Origin of the sequence: Micromonospora echinaurantiaca, from assembly GCF_900090235.1 — a bacterium.
Taxonomy (GTDB): domain Bacteria; phylum Actinomycetota; class Actinomycetes; order Mycobacteriales; family Micromonosporaceae; genus Micromonospora; species Micromonospora echinaurantiaca.
The window spans coordinates 1,545,142-1,565,283 of sequence record NZ_LT607750.1 but is presented as its reverse complement, the minus strand read 5'-3'; the positions used below and the strand labels follow the sequence as shown (position 1 = coordinate 1,565,283).

General features: G+C 70.1%; 19 protein-coding genes and 2 pseudogenes. 8 read left to right on the top strand and 13 right to left on the bottom strand.

What is annotated here, in order from left to right:
* Nucleotides 1–127 precede the first annotated feature (127 nt).
* Entirely contained in the window at nucleotides 128–802 is a 675-nt protein-coding gene (locus tag GA0070609_RS07220) for a nucleoside/nucleotide kinase family protein (protein WP_088993088.1), read from the top strand.
* 134 nt (nucleotides 803–936) lie between these two features.
* On the opposite strand, the gene GA0070609_RS07215 is transcribed toward GA0070609_RS07220, so the two are convergent.
* From GA0070609_RS07215 to GA0070609_RS33560, 8 genes and pseudogenes are all read right to left on the bottom strand, one after another.
* Nucleotides 937–1,434, bottom strand: coding sequence for a hemerythrin domain-containing protein (locus GA0070609_RS07215; protein ID WP_088993087.1), 498 nt, complete (start codon nucleotides 1,432–1,434; stop codon nucleotides 937–939).
* Between the two features lie 455 nt (nucleotides 1,435–1,889).
* Nucleotides 1,890–2,978: a cytochrome bc1 complex Rieske iron-sulfur subunit gene (qcrA, locus tag GA0070609_RS07210; protein ID WP_088993086.1), complete on the bottom strand. Its 1,089-nt coding sequence runs from the start codon at nucleotides 2,976–2,978 to the stop codon at nucleotides 1,890–1,892.
* Nucleotides 2,975–3,808 carry a cytochrome bc1 complex diheme cytochrome c subunit gene (gene qcrC / locus GA0070609_RS07205; protein WP_408630636.1) on the bottom strand — a complete coding sequence of 278 codons (834 nt, stop codon included), beginning with the start codon at nucleotides 3,806–3,808 and terminating at the stop codon, nucleotides 2,975–2,977. The genes qcrA and qcrC overlap by 4 nt, the downstream gene beginning before the upstream one ends.
* Nucleotides 3,809–4,034: 226 nt before the next feature.
* Nucleotides 4,035–4,970: a mechanosensitive ion channel family protein gene (locus GA0070609_RS07200; protein ID WP_088993085.1), complete on the bottom strand. Its 936-nt coding sequence runs from the start codon at nucleotides 4,968–4,970 to the stop codon at nucleotides 4,035–4,037.
* Nucleotides 4,971–5,278: 308 nt separating this feature from the next.
* Nucleotides 5,279–7,534 carry a hypothetical protein gene (locus tag GA0070609_RS07195; RefSeq protein ID WP_088993084.1) on the bottom strand — a complete coding sequence of 752 codons (2,256 nt, stop codon included), beginning with the start codon at nucleotides 7,532–7,534 and terminating at the stop codon, nucleotides 5,279–5,281.
* A 302-nt stretch (nucleotides 7,535–7,836) separates the two neighbouring features.
* Nucleotides 7,837–8,940 (bottom strand): DUF2254 domain-containing protein, encoded by a 1,104-nt coding sequence (locus tag GA0070609_RS07190; RefSeq protein ID WP_231928849.1) that lies wholly within the window; start codon nucleotides 8,938–8,940, stop codon nucleotides 7,837–7,839.
* Nucleotides 8,941–9,170: 230 nt separating this feature from the next.
* Nucleotides 9,171–10,382, bottom strand: a complete 1,212-nt coding sequence (locus tag GA0070609_RS07185; RefSeq protein ID WP_088993082.1) for a cation:proton antiporter domain-containing protein — start codon at nucleotides 10,380–10,382, stop codon at nucleotides 9,171–9,173.
* A gap of 64 nt (nucleotides 10,383–10,446) precedes the next feature.
* Nucleotides 10,447–10,538, bottom strand: a pseudogene (locus GA0070609_RS33560) (IS5/IS1182 family transposase); the annotation flags it as partial.
* A gap of 170 nt (nucleotides 10,539–10,708) precedes the next feature.
* Between GA0070609_RS33560 and GA0070609_RS07180 the strand changes: the two are divergent.
* Nucleotides 10,709–13,447 carry an ATP-binding protein gene (locus GA0070609_RS07180; RefSeq protein ID WP_088993081.1) on the top strand — a complete coding sequence of 913 codons (2,739 nt, stop codon included), beginning with the start codon at nucleotides 10,709–10,711 and terminating at the stop codon, nucleotides 13,445–13,447.
* Here the strand turns inward: GA0070609_RS07180 and GA0070609_RS07175 are convergent.
* From GA0070609_RS07175 to GA0070609_RS07160, 4 genes are all read right to left on the bottom strand, one after another.
* Nucleotides 13,437–13,847, bottom strand: a complete 411-nt coding sequence (locus GA0070609_RS07175) for a DUF1579 family protein (protein ID WP_088993080.1) — start codon at nucleotides 13,845–13,847, stop codon at nucleotides 13,437–13,439. The genes GA0070609_RS07180 and GA0070609_RS07175 overlap by 11 nt on opposite strands.
* Nucleotides 13,844–14,233, bottom strand: a complete 390-nt coding sequence (locus GA0070609_RS07170; RefSeq protein ID WP_088993079.1) for a DoxX family protein — start codon at nucleotides 14,231–14,233, stop codon at nucleotides 13,844–13,846. The genes GA0070609_RS07175 and GA0070609_RS07170 overlap by 4 nt, the downstream gene beginning before the upstream one ends.
* 179 nt (nucleotides 14,234–14,412) lie before the next feature.
* Complete coding sequence (locus GA0070609_RS07165; protein WP_088993078.1) at nucleotides 14,413–14,922, bottom strand: SRPBCC family protein; 510 nt, start codon at nucleotides 14,920–14,922, stop codon at nucleotides 14,413–14,415.
* Entirely contained in the window at nucleotides 14,919–15,281 is a 363-nt protein-coding gene (locus GA0070609_RS07160) for a metalloregulator ArsR/SmtB family transcription factor (RefSeq protein WP_088993077.1), read from the bottom strand. The genes GA0070609_RS07165 and GA0070609_RS07160 overlap by 4 nt, the downstream gene beginning before the upstream one ends.
* A 210-nt stretch (nucleotides 15,282–15,491) precedes the next feature.
* On the opposite strand from GA0070609_RS07160, the gene GA0070609_RS07155 reads away from it, so the two are divergent.
* The 5 genes and pseudogenes from GA0070609_RS07155 to GA0070609_RS07135 all read left to right on the top strand — a co-directional run bounded on the left by GA0070609_RS07155 (nucleotide 15,492) and on the right by GA0070609_RS07135 (nucleotide 18,507).
* Complete coding sequence (locus tag GA0070609_RS07155; RefSeq protein WP_088993076.1) at nucleotides 15,492–15,761, top strand: hypothetical protein; 270 nt, start codon at nucleotides 15,492–15,494, stop codon at nucleotides 15,759–15,761.
* Between the two features lie 63 nt (nucleotides 15,762–15,824).
* Nucleotides 15,825–16,193, top strand: a pseudogene (locus GA0070609_RS34140) (histidine kinase); the annotation flags it as partial.
* 136 nt (nucleotides 16,194–16,329) lie between these two features.
* Nucleotides 16,330–16,998: an ABC transporter ATP-binding protein gene (locus GA0070609_RS07145; protein WP_088993074.1), complete on the top strand. Its 669-nt coding sequence runs from the start codon at nucleotides 16,330–16,332 to the stop codon at nucleotides 16,996–16,998.
* Entirely contained in the window at nucleotides 16,995–17,780 is a 786-nt protein-coding gene (locus GA0070609_RS07140; protein WP_088993073.1) for an ABC transporter permease, read from the top strand. Before GA0070609_RS07145 ends, GA0070609_RS07140 begins: the two co-directional genes overlap by 4 nt.
* 13 nt (nucleotides 17,781–17,793) lie before the next feature.
* Nucleotides 17,794–18,507, top strand: a complete 714-nt coding sequence (locus tag GA0070609_RS07135; protein ID WP_088993072.1) for a hypothetical protein — start codon at nucleotides 17,794–17,796, stop codon at nucleotides 18,505–18,507.
* Nucleotides 18,508–19,090: 583 nt separating this feature from the next.
* Here the strand turns inward: GA0070609_RS07135 and GA0070609_RS07130 are convergent.
* Complete coding sequence (locus GA0070609_RS07130) at nucleotides 19,091–19,648, bottom strand: DUF4303 domain-containing protein (protein WP_088993071.1); 558 nt, start codon at nucleotides 19,646–19,648, stop codon at nucleotides 19,091–19,093.
* 311 nt (nucleotides 19,649–19,959) lie between these two features.
* Here GA0070609_RS07130 and GA0070609_RS33080 point away from each other — a divergent pair, with 311 nt between their 5' ends.
* A complete protein-coding gene (locus GA0070609_RS33080) occupies nucleotides 19,960–20,100 on the top strand; it encodes a hypothetical protein (protein WP_157748072.1) in 141 nt (46 codons plus the stop codon).
* Nucleotides 20,101–20,142: the final 42 nt, after the last annotated feature.

The following is a 20,142-nucleotide window of genomic DNA, read 5'->3' as shown; positions in this document are numbered from 1 at the left end:
CACCCGGTTGACGGAAATCGACAATCGCCAGTCGGCCACACTCGCGTAATCGCTTCCCCCGTTCAGGCTGGCGCGCTTAAGGTCAGCCCGACCTGGCGACCTTCGCGAGACTAGGACGGGGCAGGATATGGGCCAAGGCACCCGCGACGAGATGCTCGGCCGCCTGGCTTCGGCAGTCCGGTCCATCACAGTCACACACCCGACGCGGGTTGCCATCGACGGACCGCCCGCCGCCGGCAAGACCACCCTCGCCGACGAGCTGGCCGTCGTCTTGCGTGAACAGGGCCGCGACGTCATCCGCGCGACGATCGACGATTTCCTCTTCCCGCGGGCGCAGCGCTACCCGCGCGGCGAGTACTCGGCCGAAGGCTGCTACTACGACGCCCACAACTACGACGCGCTGAACCGGGTTCTGCTCGACCCGCTCGGCCCGCGCGGAGATCGACGCTTCCAACCCGCGGTCTACGACCGCACCACGGATACCCCGTTGTCCCCGCCGGTCACGACTGCCCCCGCCGACGCCGTGCTGGTCTTCGACGGCGTCTTCCTCATGCGCCCGGAACTGATCGATCGGTGGGACTTGCGCATCTTCGTGTCGACCACGCTCGAGAAGACCGTGGATCGTGCAGTGATCCGAGAGCACCGGGTGTCATCTCGGGCCGACGTCGAACGGCGCTGGCGCGAGCGTTACATCCCCTCCCAACGGCTCTACCTCGCCACGGTCCGCCCAACCCGGCACGCCAACATCATCGTGCACAACGACGAACCCCAGCAGCCGGCCTGGGAAACCCAAACCCACTGACCGCACTCAATTCGGCCGATCCGGATGCCGACAGAGCCTGACCCGGTCGGGTGGAGGATGCTACTGGCAGAGCCGGCAGGGCATCCCGTCGTTGCCGATCACGTCGCCATCCGGCTGCCGACCAGTTGGATCGCTCAGGCCCGCACCGCGTCAATGGCCTTCTTCAGTGCGCGGGGAGCGGTCGGCTTGCGGGGCGCCTTCTTCATCATCTCGGCCAGACGGACGCCGAGATCCTGCAACTGCTCAGGGCTGACGCCTGCACGCAGCTTGGGGAACCACTTCTGTTCCTCCTCCTCGATGTGGTGGCTGACCACCTCGATGAGGACCATCGTCTTGGCCTCGAAATGCTCATCATCGGGACTCATCATGGCGAGCTCAAAGCTGAGCACATCGGCGACATGATGCTCCTCATACGATTCCAGTACCGTTTCGTTGAGGTCGGGCAGGAGCCTGCGCGCCTCCGGGTACATGCACTCATTCTCGACATAGGTGTGCACCGTCAGCGCTTCGATGATCTGGCTGACCACTTGGCCCCGCTTACGGGTGTCCGAAGTCGCGTCCTGGAATTCCTGGAACAGCCCGCGGATCTTGCGGTGGTCCTCGACGAGCAGGTCGATGGCGTCGGTCGGCATGTGGCTCCTCGGATGACTGCGGCGGCACCTCAGAGCCTAGGACAGGCCAAACCCGTCACGCCGACGTATCGACGCCGCTGCATACAAGCAGTTCCTCTTTACGTTCAGCTTGACCGGTACCTGGGCTCCGCGCGTGAGGGACGGCAGGGACGGGAGCCACCCTCCGGGGGTTGAGGGGCCGGGTGTCCCGCCCCTGCCGCGGGGACGCTCGCACCGTGCATCCGTCGTACCTGCGCTGGCAGCGGGCGAACTGTTACGTCCTTCGCGTAACTATCAGCTGCAGCGGGTGCCCTGCCGTTCGATGCGAGTCCGCACCTCTGCCACGTGCGAGTCGGGCTGCCTGTAGTCGGTGTCGGCCGCCCTCAGCAGCTGCACTGTGGGGTGGGCGGGCTGGCCTCAGCGGCTGGCGGCCGTTTGATGATGCTGCGGCTGCCGGCTCGGGCCTTGTCCAGGTGTCAGGGGCGTTCCCAGAAGTCGGGGCCGATCGGTTCCTGGTAGTCGGAGGATGCGACGAAGAAGCCCTCGTCGTCGACCTCGATGGGGAGTTGGGGCAGGCGCCGGTTGGCCGGCCCGAAGATGGGTTCGGCGTTGTTGTTGATGAGGAACTGGGACTGGTGGCAGGGGCAGAGCAGCCGGTTGGTCTGCTGCTCGAAGAGGCTGGCGGGGCAGCCGGCGTGGGTGCAGATCTTGGAGTACGCGATGTAGTTGCCCCACATCCAGTCGGTCTTGCCGGCGTCTCGGTTGTTCTGCCGGGCGGCGAGGGCGTCGGCGGTCCGCAGATGGATGAGCAGGGTGACCGAGTCGGCGTACCGGTTGCTGATTCCGTGCGGGATGCCGGGGAAGACCGTCACCTGGCCCCCAGGCAGCAAATCGGCGGGCCGGACCGGACGCCCGTCCTCGCGTACCAACCGGATGCGGGTGACGGCGCCTTGGTCGTCGGCGGGCGCGAAGCCGGTCCGGAAGAATTCCCGGTCGGTGTGCGGGTCGCGGATCAGACCGCCGACCAGCGGTGCGGCGACGACCGCGCTGACCGGGACGAGGCCGGCGAGCAGGGAAACCCCGAGCAGGGGGCGGCGTTTGACGCCGAGTTCGTCGGCCATGTAGAGCATGGTCTGCCCGGTGATGCGTTGCTCGTCGGGGGAAACGGCGCCCTCGTGACGATCCTGAATGGATACTTCCTTGGGTAGTAACTTCTTGCCCCAGACCAGAATGCCGAATCCGATGCCCAGCAACGCGACGCCCATGGTCACCCCGAGCAGCGGCGTGTAGTACTCCTCGATGTCGGCGAGCAGCCGGTACCGCCACGGCCACCAGACGTAGACCGCCAGGAAGGCGGTTGCGGCCACGCCGGCGATCAAGAACAGCGCGTTGACCGTACGCACCAGCCGCCGCTCGGCCCGCGAGCCGGAGACGACCTGCGGTTCGTAGTGGACGATCTCGATGTCGTCGCGGCGTGCGCCCTCTCGGACGACGTCGAATCGGGACAGCGAGGGGTCGTTGACGTCGACCGGCCCGCGACTCTGCTGCGCGCCGTGCTCGCTCACGACTTGCCCGCGATCCACAGGCTGGCAAAGACCAGCGCGACGATGCCGACCAGGAAGGCAGTCAGACCCTCGGTGGAAGGGCCGTACCGCCCGAGATCGAAGCCGCCAGGGTCGGTGTCCGTCTGGATGACCTGCTGGATGTAGGCGATGATGTCGGCCTTCTGCTCCGGGGTCAGCGTGCTGTCACCGAACACCGGCATGTTCTGCGGGCCGCTCAGCATCGCGGCGTAGATGATCCGGTCGGTGGCCGGGTAGAGGCTCGGCGCGTACTTGCCGGATGACAGGGCGCCGCCACCACCACCGAACGCGTGGCACTGCGAACAGTTGATCCGGAACAGCTCCCCGCCACGGGCCAGGTCGGCCTGCTCGACCAGCGCGTCGACGTCGTCCGGCACGACCGGGCCGACCCCCAGCGAGTCGATGTACGCCGCCAGCTGCCGCACCTGCTCGTCTGTATACAGCTGCGGCTTGCGCTGCGCCTGCGCCTCCTGCCGGGCCAGCGGCATCCGGCCAGTGCCGACCTGGAACTCCACCGACGCGCCACCGACGTTGATCAGACTCGGCCCCCGCCCCTCCACACCGCCGGCGCTACGCCCGTGGCACGTGATGCAGCCGACCTCGAACAACTCCTCGCCCTCCCGGGCGGCGGCACTCATCCCCGGCTCCTCCTGCGCCCGCGCCTGCGGCGCGAACACCGTGTACGCGCCACCGGCCAGGACCAGCGCCGCCAGCATCCGCACGGCTGCACCGGCTCGCCGACGGGTGCGGCCTGGGCGAGGGCGTTGGCTGCTGAGCGGCTGGGCGACGCTGCGAAACGGGTAGTTCGCCACGGTGTCCCCTGTCTCGTGGGCGGTTGGATCTACGGCGGAGACTTACCGATTTGCCACGATATAGGGTATTCGGGAGGGCTGCAGGGTCATTGCCGTCGACGGGTCCCGCCCATGACGCCGCCGTCCGCCGAGCCGTCGCCAGCGGAGACGCCGACGGCTCCGCCAGCCGGCGCGTCCGAGCCCTCTCCCCTGCCACCGGTAGGCAGACCGCAGCGGTGCCGTCGCCTCAGGTGTGGCGGTCGTCGGGTTCGTCTGCGGGCGCACTCGTCGCCGGTGCTCGGGTGCGGACGGTGATGTCCTGGGTGATGGAAGCGACACGGAGGCCATGCTCGGAGAGGCGGCCCAGGACTCGTCGGGTGACCTGGTCCTTGACCTGCCGGGCGGCCCGGACGGGCACGACGAAGCGGGCGGTGAGTTCCACCCAGTTGGGCGTGGCACGGATGAACACGCGGGGGTCGACCTCCGCTTCGGCGACCGGGTAGCGGTGTCGCATCTGAGCGATGGCCTGCCGCGCCTCCGCGGTGGATGAGATCGACTCCGCTTCCTCGTGCAGGATGCGTTCGGCCAACTGCCAGTCGGCGTCGTACGGGATCGGCAGAGTGAGTTCCTCCCACAGATGGTCCAGCACGGTGCTGCTGTTGTAGACGGGAGCGGTGAAGACGAACCGGTTGGACAGTGACACCACCCGGCCGGTGTACTGCCTCCCGCGGATCCAGGATTCCGGGTCGGTCGACGATCCGCTCTCCAAGATCCGGGTCCGCAGCGGGGTGATGTCCAGGACGTCGCCGCGCACCCCGCACATCTGGATCCGGTCGCCGACGCGGTACTGGCGGCCGGTCAGGATGCTTATCCAGCCGGCGAACGCCCCGATGACCTCCTGCATGGCCAGGGCCAGGCCGGCGGCGACCAGACCGACGACGATGCCTATCCGGCCGGCGAACGGACGCCACAGCACGGCGAGAGAAATCAGCAGGACCACGACGGTGACGTAGTGCGCCGCCTTGCGTAGGTAGTAGCGCGTGTGGGTGTCGGCCGACTTACGGGCGGCCAGCCGGCCGGCGACGATCCCGAACAGGACCGCCACCGCGATCATGACGGCGGTGGTCACCAGCCGGCCGGTCACACTGCTGGTGTCCCACACCGCGTCGAGGAACGTCTCCACTTGTCTGCCGCCCCGTCACGACTGCCGGTGGTTCGCCGGTCCGAATCCTAAAGCGGTCAGGCCCGGGCGGATCGGGAAACAGCCAGCGGTCAGCCGCAGGAGTGACCCGATGGCGTGCGAGCGAGCCGAGTCGTCGGCGGAAGCGGTGTCACGTCGGGGCGGATTGCCGCGTCATCGAACCGGACGACGGACAGCTACGCCCGACCGGTCCTCGCACCGCCTGCAGCCTCCCGCCGGGTGGAAGACCCTCACCTCGCCGTCGCGTTGGTGGTGTTCTTCGTCTGTCCCCGCGGGTCCTCCACCGGCTTCTACTCGTCTGGCAGAGGGCGGCTGACAACACCCGGAGTCTTGGTCGGCGGGTCGAGCCGTCCGGCGAGGTCGGCCACAGCTGCGGCGTAGCGGTCGTCGGTGTAGTAGGGCCAGTGTCCTTCAATCGGAGGTGGGACGGTGTCCATCGGATCCACCGACACACTGCGGGGGTCGCGTAGTCGGCAGTCGACCCCGCCGGATGCATCGTCCGTTAGCGGCGGCTCGCCCGGCGAGTGTGGGGAGAAGATCCAGCCGCCGGTCGGATCGGTGTGGCGCCACAGGTTCACCCAGCGCCACCCCACCCGATCGCCCACGTCGCGGAGCACCTCATCGCCGAGGTAAGCCGGGAAGAGCCGTGCGTACAACCGGCCCAACGGTGACCCGTAGGTGAGCAGCGCCACCCGGCGCAGCGTCTGGGGCGGCAGTTGGAGGATGGTCGCCGCGGCCATCACCGAACCGTGACTGTGCCCGGAGAGCAGCACTCCACCCTTACCGGCCAGCGCCTGCGTCCGCTTGGCCATCTCCGGCAGCGCGCGCTCGGCGTAGCACGGCGGGGCGAAGGGGTGCGCAGTTCTCGGCCAGAAGCTGCCCAGGTCCCACAGCACCGTGACGATCCCGCGGAGGTCCGCTGATCGGTAGGCGAGCACGCCGATGACGAGAATGCCGAGCGCGAACAACTCGACGAGGTACGTCCCCACGTCAGTCAGATAGAACATGGCCCGCGCCACCGCGCTGGCCTTGCCGCTGAGCCGGGCGGCGAGCTGGATCGGCCCGAATCCGGCCAGATCGAGGCCGGCGACGACCAGGCTGAGCGAGGAAAGCACCAGGTAAGCGCGGAGTAGCGGACTCAGGCGCTCCGCGAGGCGAGCGCGGACGATGATGTCACGCACCTTGCGCAGCTGTGGCTGCGTATCGGGTGGGACGTGCGGGAAATCCTGGTCCATGGTCCTTGCTGCCTCCTGGCGGCGCCGGGACCTCGTCAATCGACTGCCGGCGAACGCCCCGAGGAGAATCGTCAGGACCGCGGCGATGGTGCCCAGTGCGGCCCATCGAAACGTCGCCGGTGGCTGCAGCGGAGCGTTGGCTAGCGCTCGCATCGTTGTCGGCACCGCGCCACGATCCAACACATCTGCGGCCCGGTAGACCAGCGCGGCGGACAGCGCCGCGCCCAACCCGATGGCTGCCGAAGCCAGCAAGGGAGCGCCAAGCCCGCGCAAGGCTTGGGGCGATTCGTCGGCGCGGCGCTGGCGGCGCACCGCCACCGCGGCGAGCACGACCAGCAATACGGCCTGCACGGCGACGATTCCATCGACCATCCGCGCGTGCCCAGGCAGGCGAACCGGTCCCGGTTCTGGCGGAACTGGGCCGAGAAACACGGCGTAGGCCAGAGTCAGCGCCGTAAGAACGCCCGCGGCGGGGCCGAGTCCGCGGACGGCGGCCGCGGCCCATCCGCGGACGGTCCCCGTGTTGGCCAGTCCGGGCACACACAGCAGCACCGAGGCCACGAGCACCAGCGTGATGGCCGCTACGAGCAGGCCAACACCGACCACGCGGGGGCCACGGGGCGCGAGGACGACGAGCAGAGTGGCGTCTAGTGTGCCGAACGCGATCGCGACGTGGATCAACCGGAGCCGAGCCACCAGCGCCGCCGTGTGCCAGAAATCCGGGGCGTCGAGGCGGTCACCGCCGGACCCCGTCGTCGCGGAGAACCCCTCGTACCGCCGTCCCGCCCGCGCGCTGAACCACGACACAGCCAAGATCGCGGTGATCGGCACCATGGCGAGCAGCGCGAGTCGCGGCCCCAGCGGCAGCGAAGCCAGCCACGACAATGCAGGCCGGCCGGTCGTGCAGGCGGCATCGGACGCGCACTGCCACGCCACGAGGTCGAGTGAGACGCTGGCGAGCGCCAACACGAACATCCCGGTCAAGGTGGCACCGAGCAGGCGGCACAGCGCCTTCACGACCGCGCCGGAGCCAGGGGGGCGAGACCAGGTCGCCAGGTTGCTGAGCATGAACGGCAGCAAGAGCAGCTGGATCAGATTGCGCGCGGCATTGCGCGCGGTCAAGTTGCTCCAGTGATAGGCCTCCAGCGTCGCGCCGCCCGGGCCGGTCGCTTCACCGTAACCGGGACGGGGACGGTAAAACCCGGCGTCCCGGTCGCCGGCCACGCGCACCACCAGAGGCCGGTCGAGCAACGTCGCCGCCCGCATGCCGGAGACGCCATGCACCCGCAACTCGGTCACGTCGGCTGCCATCCACCGCTGCTTCCCTCTACCAGTCAGAGCCGGAATCCCCCCCGGCTATACCCCGTGTGGCCGCGGCCACGCGCGGCTGCTCAGGGGTGCCCTTGGACCGGCTTACCGCAGGTACTGTGCCGCGTCGCCGGCACACCGTTCGAACAAGTCTCGGGCACGGCGCCGCACCGTCGCCGCCGGGCCCGAGGCCAGATCCGACCACCTGCGGGAGATTCCGCGGCGGCCACCCGCCGATCGATGTCGTCACCGGTCACGACACCGCGTCGGGGTGAGGTGCGAGCGCCGGACCGTACCGCGAACGGTCACGGTGCCGGCAGCCGGCGCCGGATCGCGGGCCGGTGAGCGGGCAGCGCGACCGTGTCCAGGTCGGTGACCACGGCCTCCAGCAACCGGGCGATCCGGGGCTGGGTACTGGTTGCGCGTACTTCGTCAACGATCATCGCAAGGTAGGTGTCGTACGCCAGGTGGTTCGCCCGGACCCGTACGGTGCCGTCGGCGTCGCGAACGACCCGGGCCGGATCGGGGCGCATCGCGAGCCGGCGGAGCAGCTCGTGCGCCTCCTGCACCGCCCGCACCGCCGTGGTGATGTCGTTCAATGCGGGCGAAAGAGCTCGCTCGGCGATGTCGGTCAGTTGCCGGAACCCGAACCCGATGTCCTGACCTGGTGTCCGCTCGGTGCCGATGGTCACACCTCGGACGGCGCGCTCGGCCGGCAATGGGCGGGGCGTGCGGCTGGGAGCCGGGTGAACGTTCAGCAACGGTGCGCCGGCGACCACGAAGTCGCCGGGGCTGGGTACGACCGCCAAGACGCAGTGGTACTCGCGGGCCAACCGGGCGAGCAGAGCGAGGTCGACGTCGGTGACGAACCCCGGCCCCGGAGCCGGCACGACCTGTACGACCTCGCCGACGATCACTGGGGCCGGCTCGTCGCGTTCGGGCACGTGCCGGTCGATCGTGCGGCGGGTCTGTGCGCCGATCGCGGCGATGATGTGGGATACCCGCATGATCGTGGTGATGTGGTGCAGGTAGTAGATGAAGACGCCGGTGCTGGCGAGGACGAGTGCCATCGACACGGCGAGGGAGAGTTCCGGTAGTTGTTCGTTGTCGTCGGCTGGCAGCGCGGCCAGTACCACCATCGCGAACAGGAAGGTCGCGACGAACGTGCCGAGGGTCGCCTGGATGACGCGGTCCTGCAGGAAGGTACGCAGCACCCGCGGGGAGTACTGGCTGCTGGCCAGCTGCAGCGCGACGACCGTGATGGAGAAGACCAGCGCGGTGAACGAGATCATTGCCGTGATGATCGACGACAACAGTGACCGGGCACCGGCGGGCCCGCTGGGCAGGATTCCCTCAACCGGGAGGCCCAGGCGCAACTCCAGCACGGACAGCCCGGTGGCCGCCAGCATCGCGCCCGAGGCGACGGCCGCCGGCACCAGCCAGAAGCTGTCCCGTATCTGAGCGATTCGGGACGAGGGCGTGCGGGGTCGGCTCATGGCGACCGCGTTCTCGGCCTCACACCTCGATCGTGGCGCACCCCGCACTGTCGCGCTCGCCATCTGACGACATGGCCGAGCGAACCGGCACCGGAGCGCCGGGGTCAGCGACACCTGGCATTGCCGTAGAGCCGCCGCGACAGTCAGACCCGGGAGGCCTGCGACCGTGCGGCGTACCAGCGGCGACCCAGCGTTGCCGTGACGCCGTGTACGAGGGTGCTCAACGCAACGACCAGGCTGCCGGCCGCCCAGAGCCGCGGGTCACGGGCACCGTTTGCGTGGCTGTAGGTGAGGTAGAACAACGCGGACACACCTATGGGACCGAACCAGCCCAGGAACAGCACGTCCCGCCACGGCAGACCCAGGGCCGGCTTGAACGCCACCAGCACCGGCAGCCGGCGCAGCAGCAGCACCGCGACCGCGAAGACGCCCGCCAGCCAGCCCAGGTCCAGCCAGTCGCGCCAGGGCACCTCGACGCCCAGGAGAAAGAAGAGCGGCAGCACCAGGTATCGGGTGAGCGCGTCGTCAAGCTTCTGCTCCGAGGCCCGTGATTCGTTTCCGATCACCCCGTTATAGGCCAGCCCGGTGACGAACACGGCAAGCAAGGCATCGGTATGCAGCAATCGCGCCACGCCTAGAGCCGCGACACCAAGCACGACAGCGAAGATCAACAAGGAGCCCTGGTCGACGTCCTCGCGCGCCTCGGCCGACGTGACGGCCCGGCCCGCCGCGTAGCCGATGATCACGCCTACCAGCACGGCACCGAGAACTCCCCACACCGCTTCCCGAATCTGACCGCCGGCCGGGCGGTGCGCTGCGGCGATCAACGCGAAGACGACGAAGACGAACGCGAGTCCGTCGTTGGCGCCGGACTCGGCACTGATGAACTGCCGTAGCCGAGCAGGCAGCTGCCGCTCGGCCGGGCCGCCGGACACGACGCTGGAGGCCAGCACCGGGTCGGTGGGCGTCAGGCACGCTCCGAGCAGCAGCGCCAGGGCCAACGGCAGGCCGAGGACCAACCACGCCAGGCCGGCGCTGACCACCGCCATGCCTGCCATGCCCCCGGCCAACAGCACAGCCACCGGACGGATCACTGCCCGGTACTGCGACAACTGGAACCGCAGCGCGACCGCCATCAACGAGATCGCCAGGAGAATCCGACTGGCCTCCAGCATCAGCCCGGACGCATCGTGGTTCCGCAGGTCGATCAGTCCGAGGACGGGCCCGGCAAGAACGCCGAGGGAAAGGGCGAGCAGCGGTTCGCTCATCGGTACCCGGCGGATGGCCTCGGACCAGAAGGCCAGCAGCACCGCGAGGACACCAACCAGGGCATACCCGAGGTGCAGCAGATCCATCCCGTCCCGCTACCCGTCCCCCGACGTCGTACACCGGTCCCCGCCTGCGCAGCCCTCCGGGCTTCGGCCTGACGTGTCTGATTCCTCGGAGCGTAGGGCTCGCCGGGTGGAGTCGTGGGCGTAGCCCTCGTCGGCGATCAGCACCGGGCGCGGACGTACGAGCTGTCAGGGAGCATCCAGTGCCCGTCGGGCGGTGGCCCGGGACGCGTTCGTCAGCGTCCTCCGATCGACGGTGGCCGGGGTGGCGATGACGGTGATGCTGCTCGGCGCCGGCGTGCTGGTGGCGGTTTTCCGCCCCAATTGATGCCCGTTGCTACTGTGCACGGGTGATCCTCGGGCGGACGGAGGAACTGGCCCGGCTGGACCGGCTGCTGGCCGACGCCCGCGCTGGTGGCGGCGGCGCCCTGGTCATCCGCGGCGAGGCCGGGATCGGCAAGTCGGCGCTCCTTGACCGGATCGCCGCGTCGGCGACGGACATGTTGGTGCTACGTGGTGTGGGCATCGAGTCGGAGATCGAGGTGCCGTTCGCGGGTCTGCACCTGTTGTTCCACCCGTACGTCGACCGCGTCGAGGCGCTTCCCGGGCCGCAGGCGGCGGCGCTGCGGACCGCTTTCGGCCTGACCGCGGCCGGTGCCGGCGAGCGGTTCCTGGTTGGTGCGGCCACGCTGTCACTGCTGTCCGAGCTGGCCGGGGATCGGCCGCTGGTATGCATCGTCGACGACGCGCAATGGTTCGATCGGGCGTCCGCGGATGCGTTGCTGTTCGCGGCCCGGCGGCTGCGGCGCGAGCCCGTGGCCATGTTCTTTGCGGTACGCGACGAGGCCGGGCGCTTCACGGCCCCGAGCCTCGAGGTGCTGGCATTGTCGGCGCTGGACCGGGCCAGCGCCGGTTCGCTTCTCGACCAGCGGGCGAAGGTACTGGCCCCGGCGACGCGGGCCCGCATCGTGGCCGAGGCGGGCGGCAACCCGCTGGCGATCCTCGAGTTCGCGGCCGCCCTCACCGACCGGAGGGCCAGCGGGCGTCCGTGGTCGACGCCGGTCGAACCGTTGCCGGTGACCGAACAGGTGCAGGAGGCGTTCCGGTCCCGCATCGGCGATCTCCCGGAGGCGACGCAGCGGCTGCTGGTGCTGGCGGCCGCGGACGACACGGCCGAGCTCGCCGTGGCGGTGCGGGCGGGCGAACGGCTCGGCCTGTCCGCGGCCGACCTCGAGCCGGCCGAGTCGGCCCGGCTGGTCCAGTTGACCGCTGAGTCGATCAGCTTCCGGCATCCGCTCATCCGGTCCGCGGCCTACCGGGGCGCGGCCCGCGGCTGGCTCGTCGCCGCGCACCGGGCCCTGGCCGAGACGCTGGACGGTGACGCGTCCGCCGACCGCCGCGCCTGGCACCGGGCCGCCGCGACCACCGGGCCCGACGAGGCGGTGGCCGCCGAACTCGAAGGCGTGGCGCGGCGGGCCGCCCAGCGGGGCGGATCGGCGGCCGTGGCGGCCGCGCTGGACCGCGCGGCCACCCTCAGCAGCGACCCGGGCCGCAAGGCCCGGCGGCTGGTCGGCGCGGCCCGCGCGGCGTACGACGCCGGCTGGCTAGACCGGGCGGCCGTATTCTCGGCGGCCGGCGTCGACCTCGCTACCGACCGGTCGACCCGCGCGGAGGCGGCCTGGATCCAGGCTCAGGTCGCCTACGAGCGCGACTCCCCCACTGCAGCGGCGGCGCTGATGGTGCGGGGCGCCGCGCCCATCGTCGCCTCCCACCCGGAGCAGGCGGTGTCGATCCTCACGGACGCCGTCGGGTGCGCCAAGGATGCCTGCGCGCCCGACGTGATCCGCGAGTCGGCGGACCTGCTGGGCACCGTGGCGCTGGAGACCGGCTCCCCGCTGCGGCCGGTGGTCGCCGGGATGATCGGACTCCGGAATCTCCTCGACGGCAGCACGAAGGAAGCCGTCGCCGGGATGCGCGCCATGGTGACCGCCGTGCGGTGCGGTCAGGTCACCGGGTTCGTGGAACGGGTGCTCGCCGGGTACCTGGCACTGATCGTCGGGGACGACGAGGCCGCGACCGAGGAGTTGGAGGCCCTCGCCGCCGACACGCGCCGGCAGGGCGCGTTGGGCTGGCTACCGTACGCCCAGGAGCCGTTGGCGGTATCGCTGCTGCTGCGCGGCCGGTTCCGCGACGCCGAGACTGTCGTGGCCGAGGCGCTCGACGTGTCGACCGACCTTGGCCAGGACACGCAGACCACCATCCTCACCGCCATCCCGGCCTGGTTGGCCGCGATCGCCGGGGACGCGGTCGCGTGCGAGGCGATGGCGGGCCGGACGCTGCGCGCCGCGTCCCGGCATCCCACCAACGCCGCCCTCGCCACCTGGGCGCTGGGGCTGCTCGACCTCGGTCGTGGCCGCCTCGACGCGGCATCCCGGCAGCTCGACGCGGTGTGCGCCGGTCCGGCCCGACACGACTTTCCGCTGCGGGCGGTCCCGGACCAGGTCGAGGCGGCTGTACGCGGCGGGGATTCCGCACGCGCGGCCCGCTTCCTGCCTGGGCTGCGCGACTGGGCCGAGCACGTCGGTCAGCCGCACGCGGCCGCGCTGGTGCGGCGCTGCGATGCCCTGCGCGCGGTCGGCGGCGAGGCCGAGGCCCACTACGAGGCCGCACTCGCGCTGTTGTCCGACGCCGGGCGGCCGTACGACCATGCGCGCACCGCGCTGCTCTTCGGCGAGTGGCTGCGCCGGCAGCGCCGCCGGACCGAAGCGCACACCCACCTGGCCGGCGCCCTGTCCGGCTTCGAGTCGCTGGGTGCGCAGGTGTGGGCGGCCCGGGCACGCTCCGAACTGACCGCGCTCGGCGACCGACCGGTGGCCCGGCCGCACGACCGCGATCCGCTGGCCCGGCTGACCCCGCAGGAACGCCAGGTGGTGCTGCTGGCCGCGGCCGGCCTGAGCAACCGGGACATCGCCGCCCGGCTGTTCCTCAGCCCGCGCACCATCGGCTACCACCTCTACCGCGCCTACCCGAAGCTCGGCGTCACCAAGCGCACCGAGCTGGCGGACCTGGCTGCGCGCGCTACACCTTGACCATCGTCGACGCGTACCCGCCGCCCGGCCAGACCCAGCGGCCGGTGTTGGCCGTGAAGTCGGCGTTGAACCTGCCTTCGAACTTGGCCGGCGAGCCGCGGTCGCCGAACCAGATCGTGAGCGTGTCGCCGGCCACCTCGTATGTGTACTGGAGGATCTCGCCGGACTGACCGAAGAAGTGCGACCGCAACGTGCCGGTGTCGGTGTCGAAGCCGATGTACTCGACACCTTTGGCGCCGTCGCCCTCGGCGGCGAGGTCGACCTCCTGGATCAGGAAGCGGCCGCCCTCCATCCACCGGTAGGTGACGCTGCCCTGTTCCCCGCCGTCCGTTCCGGACACCCGCCAGGTGCCGACCAGGACAGCCAGACTGCCGAGGGCCTGGTCCCGATCGGCGCTCATCGCCGCCCCCGGATCTCGGACCGGCGTACGTACGCGACGGTGGCCGCCACCAGCAGCAGGACGAGCGGCAGCCAGGGCGCGACGCCGATCGCGACGTTGGTGACGGTCGCGCCGACCAGCAGCGCGGCCACGCCGAGCGCGGCGAGCCCGCACAACCGAGGAATCAGCAGGCCGACCGCGCCGGCCAGCTCGACCAGGCCGACCGCGTAGCGGAACCACTGACCGGCGCCGATCTCGTCGAACAGGTCGACCATGGCGGCGTCGCCGATCAGCTTCAGAACCCCGCCGGCGGCAAGCTGGAGCGCGAGAACGGCCTGCGCCACCCAGAGGGCGACGGCGACCGACCGGCGGCTGGCCGGCAGGACGACGGTGCGACTGTTGCTCATGACGGATCTCCTCTGCGACGGTTCATCGATCGTCACGAGGACCGTATGACCGGGGCTATCAGTAACCGCATCCGTCGCCATACCTGACCGCGACAGGTCAGCCGCGCGGCCACGGACTGGCGCGCTGACCAACCCGCACGCACGGTCGGCTGTGGAAGATTTCCAGGCAGCCCTGCAGGTCACGTCGGGTCGGTCCGGTTGGGCAGCGACTCGTAGTAAGGCTTCATCGCCGGGTAGTAATCGTCGAACCTGGGCGTGGACAAGCCGTCCCGCGCTGCCACCAGCATGTCCAGGTAGTACTCCCAGCCGGGGCCCATCTCGCCGATCTCGTCGATGGTGTCGAGGTGGTGCACGAGCCGGAGCTCGGTCTGACCATCGGTGTGCGACAGCAGTAGCTCGATCCGCCAGTTGCCGGACTCGTCGGTCGTCGACAGGGCCAGTCGCCGCGGCGGGTCGCATGCGTCGATCCGCACGTCGAACCACGGCGCCTGATCCTCGTAGGCCATCTGCATCTTGATCGTGCGACCGGGGGCGGCGTCGCCTTCCCACGCTCCGAACCATCGGGCGGTGCGGTCGGATTCGGTCACGCTGGCCCACACGTCCTCGATGGGTGCCCGGAACGTGCGGTTGAGGACGAGATCGTGGCCGTCGGCCATCGGGAAGAGGCGGCCGGTGGGCGGATTGCTCATGCCGTTTTCTCCTGTCGTTGATCCGTCGTGCCGCGCCGGCGGCGTTCGCGACGGGTGCGATAGACCTCGGTCTCCAGCGCGTCGAGGCGACGCTCCCAGCCGGCGGACCGGGCGAACTGGTCGAGCCACTCGATCAAGTCGGCGAACCGCGACGCGTCCAGCTCGTAGAAGCGTTGGCGGCCGACGAGCGTGTCGCGGACCAGGCCGCTCTCCCGGAGCACCCGCAGGTGTCGGCTGACGGCAGGCCGGCTGATGGTGAACCGGTCGGCGATCTCCCCCGCGGGGAGCCGCTGCTCGCGCAGCATCACCAGGATGTCTCGCCGCACCGGGTCGGCTATCGCCGCCGCCACCTCGTCCACCGGGAAAGCGTAACCACTGTGTTACGCGTCCGGCAAGCGGTCGCCCGAGCCACTCGCCGACGATGGTTGACGGTGTGGCTGCTGCCCGACCCGGGGCTCCGCGAGACCGGGTGCGGGACGCCACCCGCGACTCGAACGCAGGCGGCCCCTTCGGCCTGGCCATCCCGTCGCCGATACCTGCGACGGAGGCCCTCCGGGTACTGTTCAGACATGGCTCGGCCGCGTCAGGTCCTGTCGTTGTTGGAGTCGATCGGTCTGGGCCTGGGTGCCGCGCTGCTCTGCGTTCTGGTTTTCTGGCTGCCGCTGGTCGGCCGTCCCGGCTGGTCGCGCTCCGCGCATGTGTGGGCCATCGTCCTGTTGATCGTGGGGATGCTGCTCCGGTCGCGCTGGTCCGTCGTGGCGTTCTGCCTCGTCGCTGGAGTGACTCTCGCCGGCGCCGTGTTGGGCATGACCCATGATCCGTCCGTGGCCGCCGCGTAGACCCTGTTTCCGGTCGCGGTTTCGCGGGGCAGTACCAGGCTGCTCCCGGCCATCTCGGTGACGATGGGGCTGCTGATCGCCCTGGTCGCGGTTGGCGGACCGGCCGGGGCTGAGGAGGCCGTCCGGTATGTGATGGTGAGTCTGCTGGTGCTGGCCGGGACGTGGACGTTGGGCAGCGCGATGAGGCGGCAACGACGGGAAGCCGAGCACGCGTTGCGGGCCGAGCAGGAGCGCGCGGTCACGGCGGAGCGGCTTCGGGTCGCTCGGGAGGTGCACGACATCGTGTCGCACTCGTTGGGCACGATCTCGGTCGTCTCCGGTGTCGCGCGTCAGCTCGGCGGCGACGACGCCGGACGGCTCAGGGCGAAGCTCGCGCAGATCGAGACGACGAGCCGCGAGGCGCTGGATGAGCTGCGTGCGGCGTTGGCGGCAGTCCGCGACCCCGGTGAAGGCGCGGCGCGCGGCCCGCAGCCGGGCATCAACGACCTGCCGGGACTTGTCGAACGCGTCGAGCATGCCGGGATCGCGGTGACCCTGACGGTGAGCGGCTGCGACCGGGTTCCGCCGGGTGCCGGGCTGGCCGCGAGGCCGGATAACCGGGTTCCTCGGTCCGAACGGCGCCGGGAAGTCCTCGACCCTGCGGGTGCTGCTCGGCTTGGACTCGGCCGACGCCGGCTCGGCGCTCATCGCAGGTGTGCCCTACCGTACGCTGCGCCATCCGTTGCGTACCGTCGGATCCCTGCTCGACGGTACTGGCGCGCACCCGTCCAGGACCGCCCACGCTCACCTCCGCTGGGTGGCGCGAAGCAACGGCATCCGGAAGGACCGGGTAGATGAGGTACTGGAGATCGTCGGGCTGAGTGACGCCGCCGGCAGACGCGTCGGGAGGTACTCGCTCGGCATGGGGCGGCGCCTGGGCCTGGCGACGGCATTGCTCGGCGACCCCGAACTGCTGATCCTCGATGAACCGGTCAACGGTCTCGACCCGGGCGGCATCCGCCGGCTCCTCACCGAGTTCGCCGCCACGGGACGCACCGTGCTGCTCTCAAGTCACCTCATGGCCGAGATGGCCGACATCGCCGACGACCTCGTTGTGATCAGCGGCGGACGGGTTGTCAGCCACGGACCGCTTGCCGCGGTCACCGCCGGGTACTCCTCGGAGGACGCGTTCTTCGCCCTCACCGATCCCACCGGCGGGCGCCCCGTCGACTACCCGAGGGACGGGGGCAGAGCGTGAGCGACATGGTCACCGCCGAGTTCAGAAAGTTGCTCGGGCTGCCGGCGGCGCTCGTCGCCATTGCCATCAGCGTGCTGGGTACGCTCGGTTTCGCGGCCCTATCGGCCATCTCGATGCGGGCCGCGCTGAAGCGCGGCGACACCGCGAGGTTCACCGACCAGACCACGGCCGGCGCGGGGCTCGATCTGCTTCCGGTGGGGGCCGTGGGTGCGATCGTGCTCGGCGTCGTCATCATCAGCAGTGAGTACACGTCCAACCGCGACGACGCCGGCGGTGGCCGACAGATATCCACCACCTTGACAAGTACGCCCCGGCGCTCGGCCCTGCTCGCCGCGAAGGTCACCGTGGTGACGGTGACGACCGGCGCGCTCGCCGCTTTCACCGTGCCCGGGGCGATCATGGTGTCTCACACGCTGCTCGGCGAATACGGGCACCCGCTGGGTGACCTCGTCGACAGGATCGGTTGGCGGGCCGTCGGATCCGTCGTCTACCTGGTGCTCACTGCGCTGCTCGCCTGCGCCGTCACCGTCCTCACCCGGAGCGGCGTCATTCCGCTGGCTCTCCTCATCGCCAACGCCTCCCTCGTCTCCGTCTCGCTGCTGCTGACCCGCGTCACAGGGCTGGCCAGGTACCTGCCCGATGTCGCGGGAGCGCAGATGGTCAGCGCCAACTATCCGGCGGAGGACATGCTCGGCCCGATCGCCGGGCGTCTTGTCATGGCCGCCTGGACCGTCGTGATGCTGGTCGTCGCGACTGTTGTGTTCGCTCGACGCGACGCCTGAGCGGAGGACAGCGATGGACAGCAGGTTCACCGACGTCGCCGCCGCTGAGCTGATCAAACTGCGCACTCTTCCGGACGTCGCCGCCACCGTCGGCGCAACACTACTCGGCGTGCCGGGGCTGGCCCTCGTCCTTCACGCGGCCGCACCCGAGCCGCCGGGCGATGCCGCGGCTTCCGCCGCCACCGACGTGGGGATCCAGGCCATCGAGTACGGACAGGTTGGTTTGATCCTTCTCGGCGTGCTCGCGGCGGCGACGGAGTGCAGCGGGCGTCAGATCCACACCACCCTGACGAGTGTGCCCGACCGGCCACTACTGGCGGTTGGAAAGACCGTCGCGCATCTGATGACCGCCGCGGTGACGGCCGTGCTCGCCGTCGCCGCGCTGGCCATCGTGAGTGAACGGAGGCCGTCCTTCGGCGCGCTGCTCGGAGCGGTGGCGTACCTGCTGCTGATCAGCGTGCTCGCCTATGCCGTCGCCCTGTTGACCCGGGACGTCCTGGCCGCGCTGGTGATCATGCTTGGCCTGGTCTACGTCGCCTCGCCCCTCCTGACCAGGGTCACCACGGTGGCCGGATATCTGCCGGACCGGGCCGGAAGGCAGATGTACCAGACCGCCTCCTCGTACGACGCCACACTGACGGCACTACAAGGGGGAGTTCTGATGACGCCCTGCGTCGCGCTCACCCTTGCCCTGGCGGCAGTGATGTTCATCCGGCGCGATGCCTGAAAGCAGGAATGACCTGATGAGAAAGACTTGGCGCCCCACCCGGCACGGCAAGGTTGGCAGCACTACAGCGGCAGCAGGTTGTCGACATGGTGGCCGCGGCGGATCAGCGCATCCGTACCTTCTACGGCGGGCGCGAAAGCTCGCCGCGCATTCTGGCCTGTCCCACGGAGGGCTGAGCCGGGCGGCGCCCTGCCCCAGACGCTCCCCCAATGGCTCGCCACCGCCAACGCCGACGGGCGGACCTCCGCCCGAGCCGCCTGCGCGGTAGACCGGTGGATCGAGGCGAACGGCGGACCCCAAGCCGTCCTGCACCTCGTGACCAGACTCAACGCCGGTGACGAGTTCCCGGCCATCGTGACCGGCCAGGCATCGGGGTGATGCACGATCGACCAACGACGGCGCGCCTGAATCGGCTCGTCCGGCCACGTCAATCACCTGTCCGTTGGTCAACGCGTGCCCTCGGGCTTCAGTACGTGGTCCTCATGCGGCGGCTACGTCCGCATCGGTAGCGGCAGTGGCGGTCGACCAGCGGCAGAAGAGTGCATTGAGTGGACGAATCAGTCAAGCCTGCTGGAGGTCACGCCTACTGGAACTCTCGCAGGTAATCGGCCAGTTCCGGGACGGTCACGAGGACCTGTGGGTCGACGCTCGCGCGGATCAGGTCGGCCTCCTCGTCCCCCCGTTGACCCTCGAGGATGACGACGACGAAATTGGTCGGAAGCGAGTCGTGGATGCCGCCCCGACGAGCAGTCTCGGTCATCGCCTTGCAGACCCTGGCCATCGCGCCGTCGTGTGCCGTATCCAGCGCGTCCAACGCCGCGTCCCGTTCGGCATCAGTGGTGGCGGGCGCGAGGAACTCCTCGCTGAGGCGGTGGTACCACGGCCGCATCGCGTCGCTCGCGGCCTCCAGGACATCCCACCGCCATTCCGGTGCGGCAAACCGCGTCGATTGCCCGTCGGTCTGGTGCACCGCCGCCTCGGTGTTAGCGGCAAGGGCCGGTGGAAGGATCTGGATGCCATCACTGTAGAAGAGGTGGAAGGCTGCGGCGTACAGCTGCTCGTCCGGATGCGCTGCGGCGATGTCGGCCAGGGTCTGGCATCCGCTGTCGTGCCATGCCGCCTCGAAGGAGTCCCAATCCACCGGCGCACGCTACCGCGCCCCCGGCCCCCGGCCCCCGGCCCCCGGCCCCCGGCCCCCGGGCGTGAGTAGACGCCACCCCGACCGGGCGACGGTGTGCTGGCTCCTTCCACGCGCCAGTGCTCGCCTCGACACCCGACTTGGTGATCACCGCAAGTAGTCAGGGCACCGTGAGCACGTCCGCACATCGGCACGAGCGGCGGGCTGACTCGTCGGTCTCGCAGGTGCGGCCCCTGACGCCCCCTCGGCGGCGGATCCGCGCATCCCGACCTGGACCGGCCGGTGCCGCGCCAGGGTGCGATTAGGGTCTGCGCATGCGGGATGACATCGTTCTGCGGATCGACCGCGCACCCGCCGAAGATCTGTACGTCGCGCTGTATGAGGCCGGAGAGCACATCGCGGCTGGCGCAGCCAACACTCCGCCCACCGCCGGGACGACCTGGCCGAGACTTTGATCGAACTGGCGGCCTTGGCACGTACAGCAAGACGCCAACAGC

Coding starts and splice junctions, on each gene's coding strand:
- GA0070609_RS07220 (WP_088993088.1), top strand. CDS start 128: ATGGGCCAAGGCACCCGCGACGAGATGCTCGGCCGCCTGGCTTCGGCA.
- GA0070609_RS07215 (WP_088993087.1), bottom strand. CDS start 1,434: ATGCCGACCGACGCCATCGACCTGCTCGTCGAGGACCACCGCAAGATC.
- GA0070609_RS07195 (WP_088993084.1), bottom strand. CDS start 7,534: ATGGCAGCCGACGTGACCGAGTTGCGGGTGCATGGCGTCTCCGGCATG.
- GA0070609_RS07190 (WP_231928849.1), bottom strand. CDS start 8,940: ATGCTGGCGGCCACCGGGCTGTCCGTGCTGGAGTTGCGCCTGGGCCTC.
- GA0070609_RS07185 (WP_088993082.1), bottom strand. CDS start 10,382: ATGGATCTGCTGCACCTCGGGTATGCCCTGGTTGGTGTCCTCGCGGTG.
- GA0070609_RS07175 (WP_088993080.1), bottom strand. CDS start 13,847: ATGAGCGCCGATCGGGACCAGGCCCTCGGCAGTCTGGCTGTCCTGGTC.
- GA0070609_RS07170 (WP_088993079.1), bottom strand. CDS start 14,233: ATGAGCAACAGTCGCACCGTCGTCCTGCCGGCCAGCCGCCGGTCGGTC.
- GA0070609_RS07165 (WP_088993078.1), bottom strand. CDS start 14,922: ATGAGCAATCCGCCCACCGGCCGCCTCTTCCCGATGGCCGACGGCCAC.
- GA0070609_RS07155 (WP_088993076.1), top strand. CDS start 15,492: ATGGCTCGGCCGCGTCAGGTCCTGTCGTTGTTGGAGTCGATCGGTCTG.
- GA0070609_RS07135 (WP_088993072.1), top strand. CDS start 17,794: ATGGACAGCAGGTTCACCGACGTCGCCGCCGCTGAGCTGATCAAACTG.
- GA0070609_RS33080 (WP_157748072.1), top strand. CDS start 19,960: ATGCGGGATGACATCGTTCTGCGGATCGACCGCGCACCCGCCGAAGAT.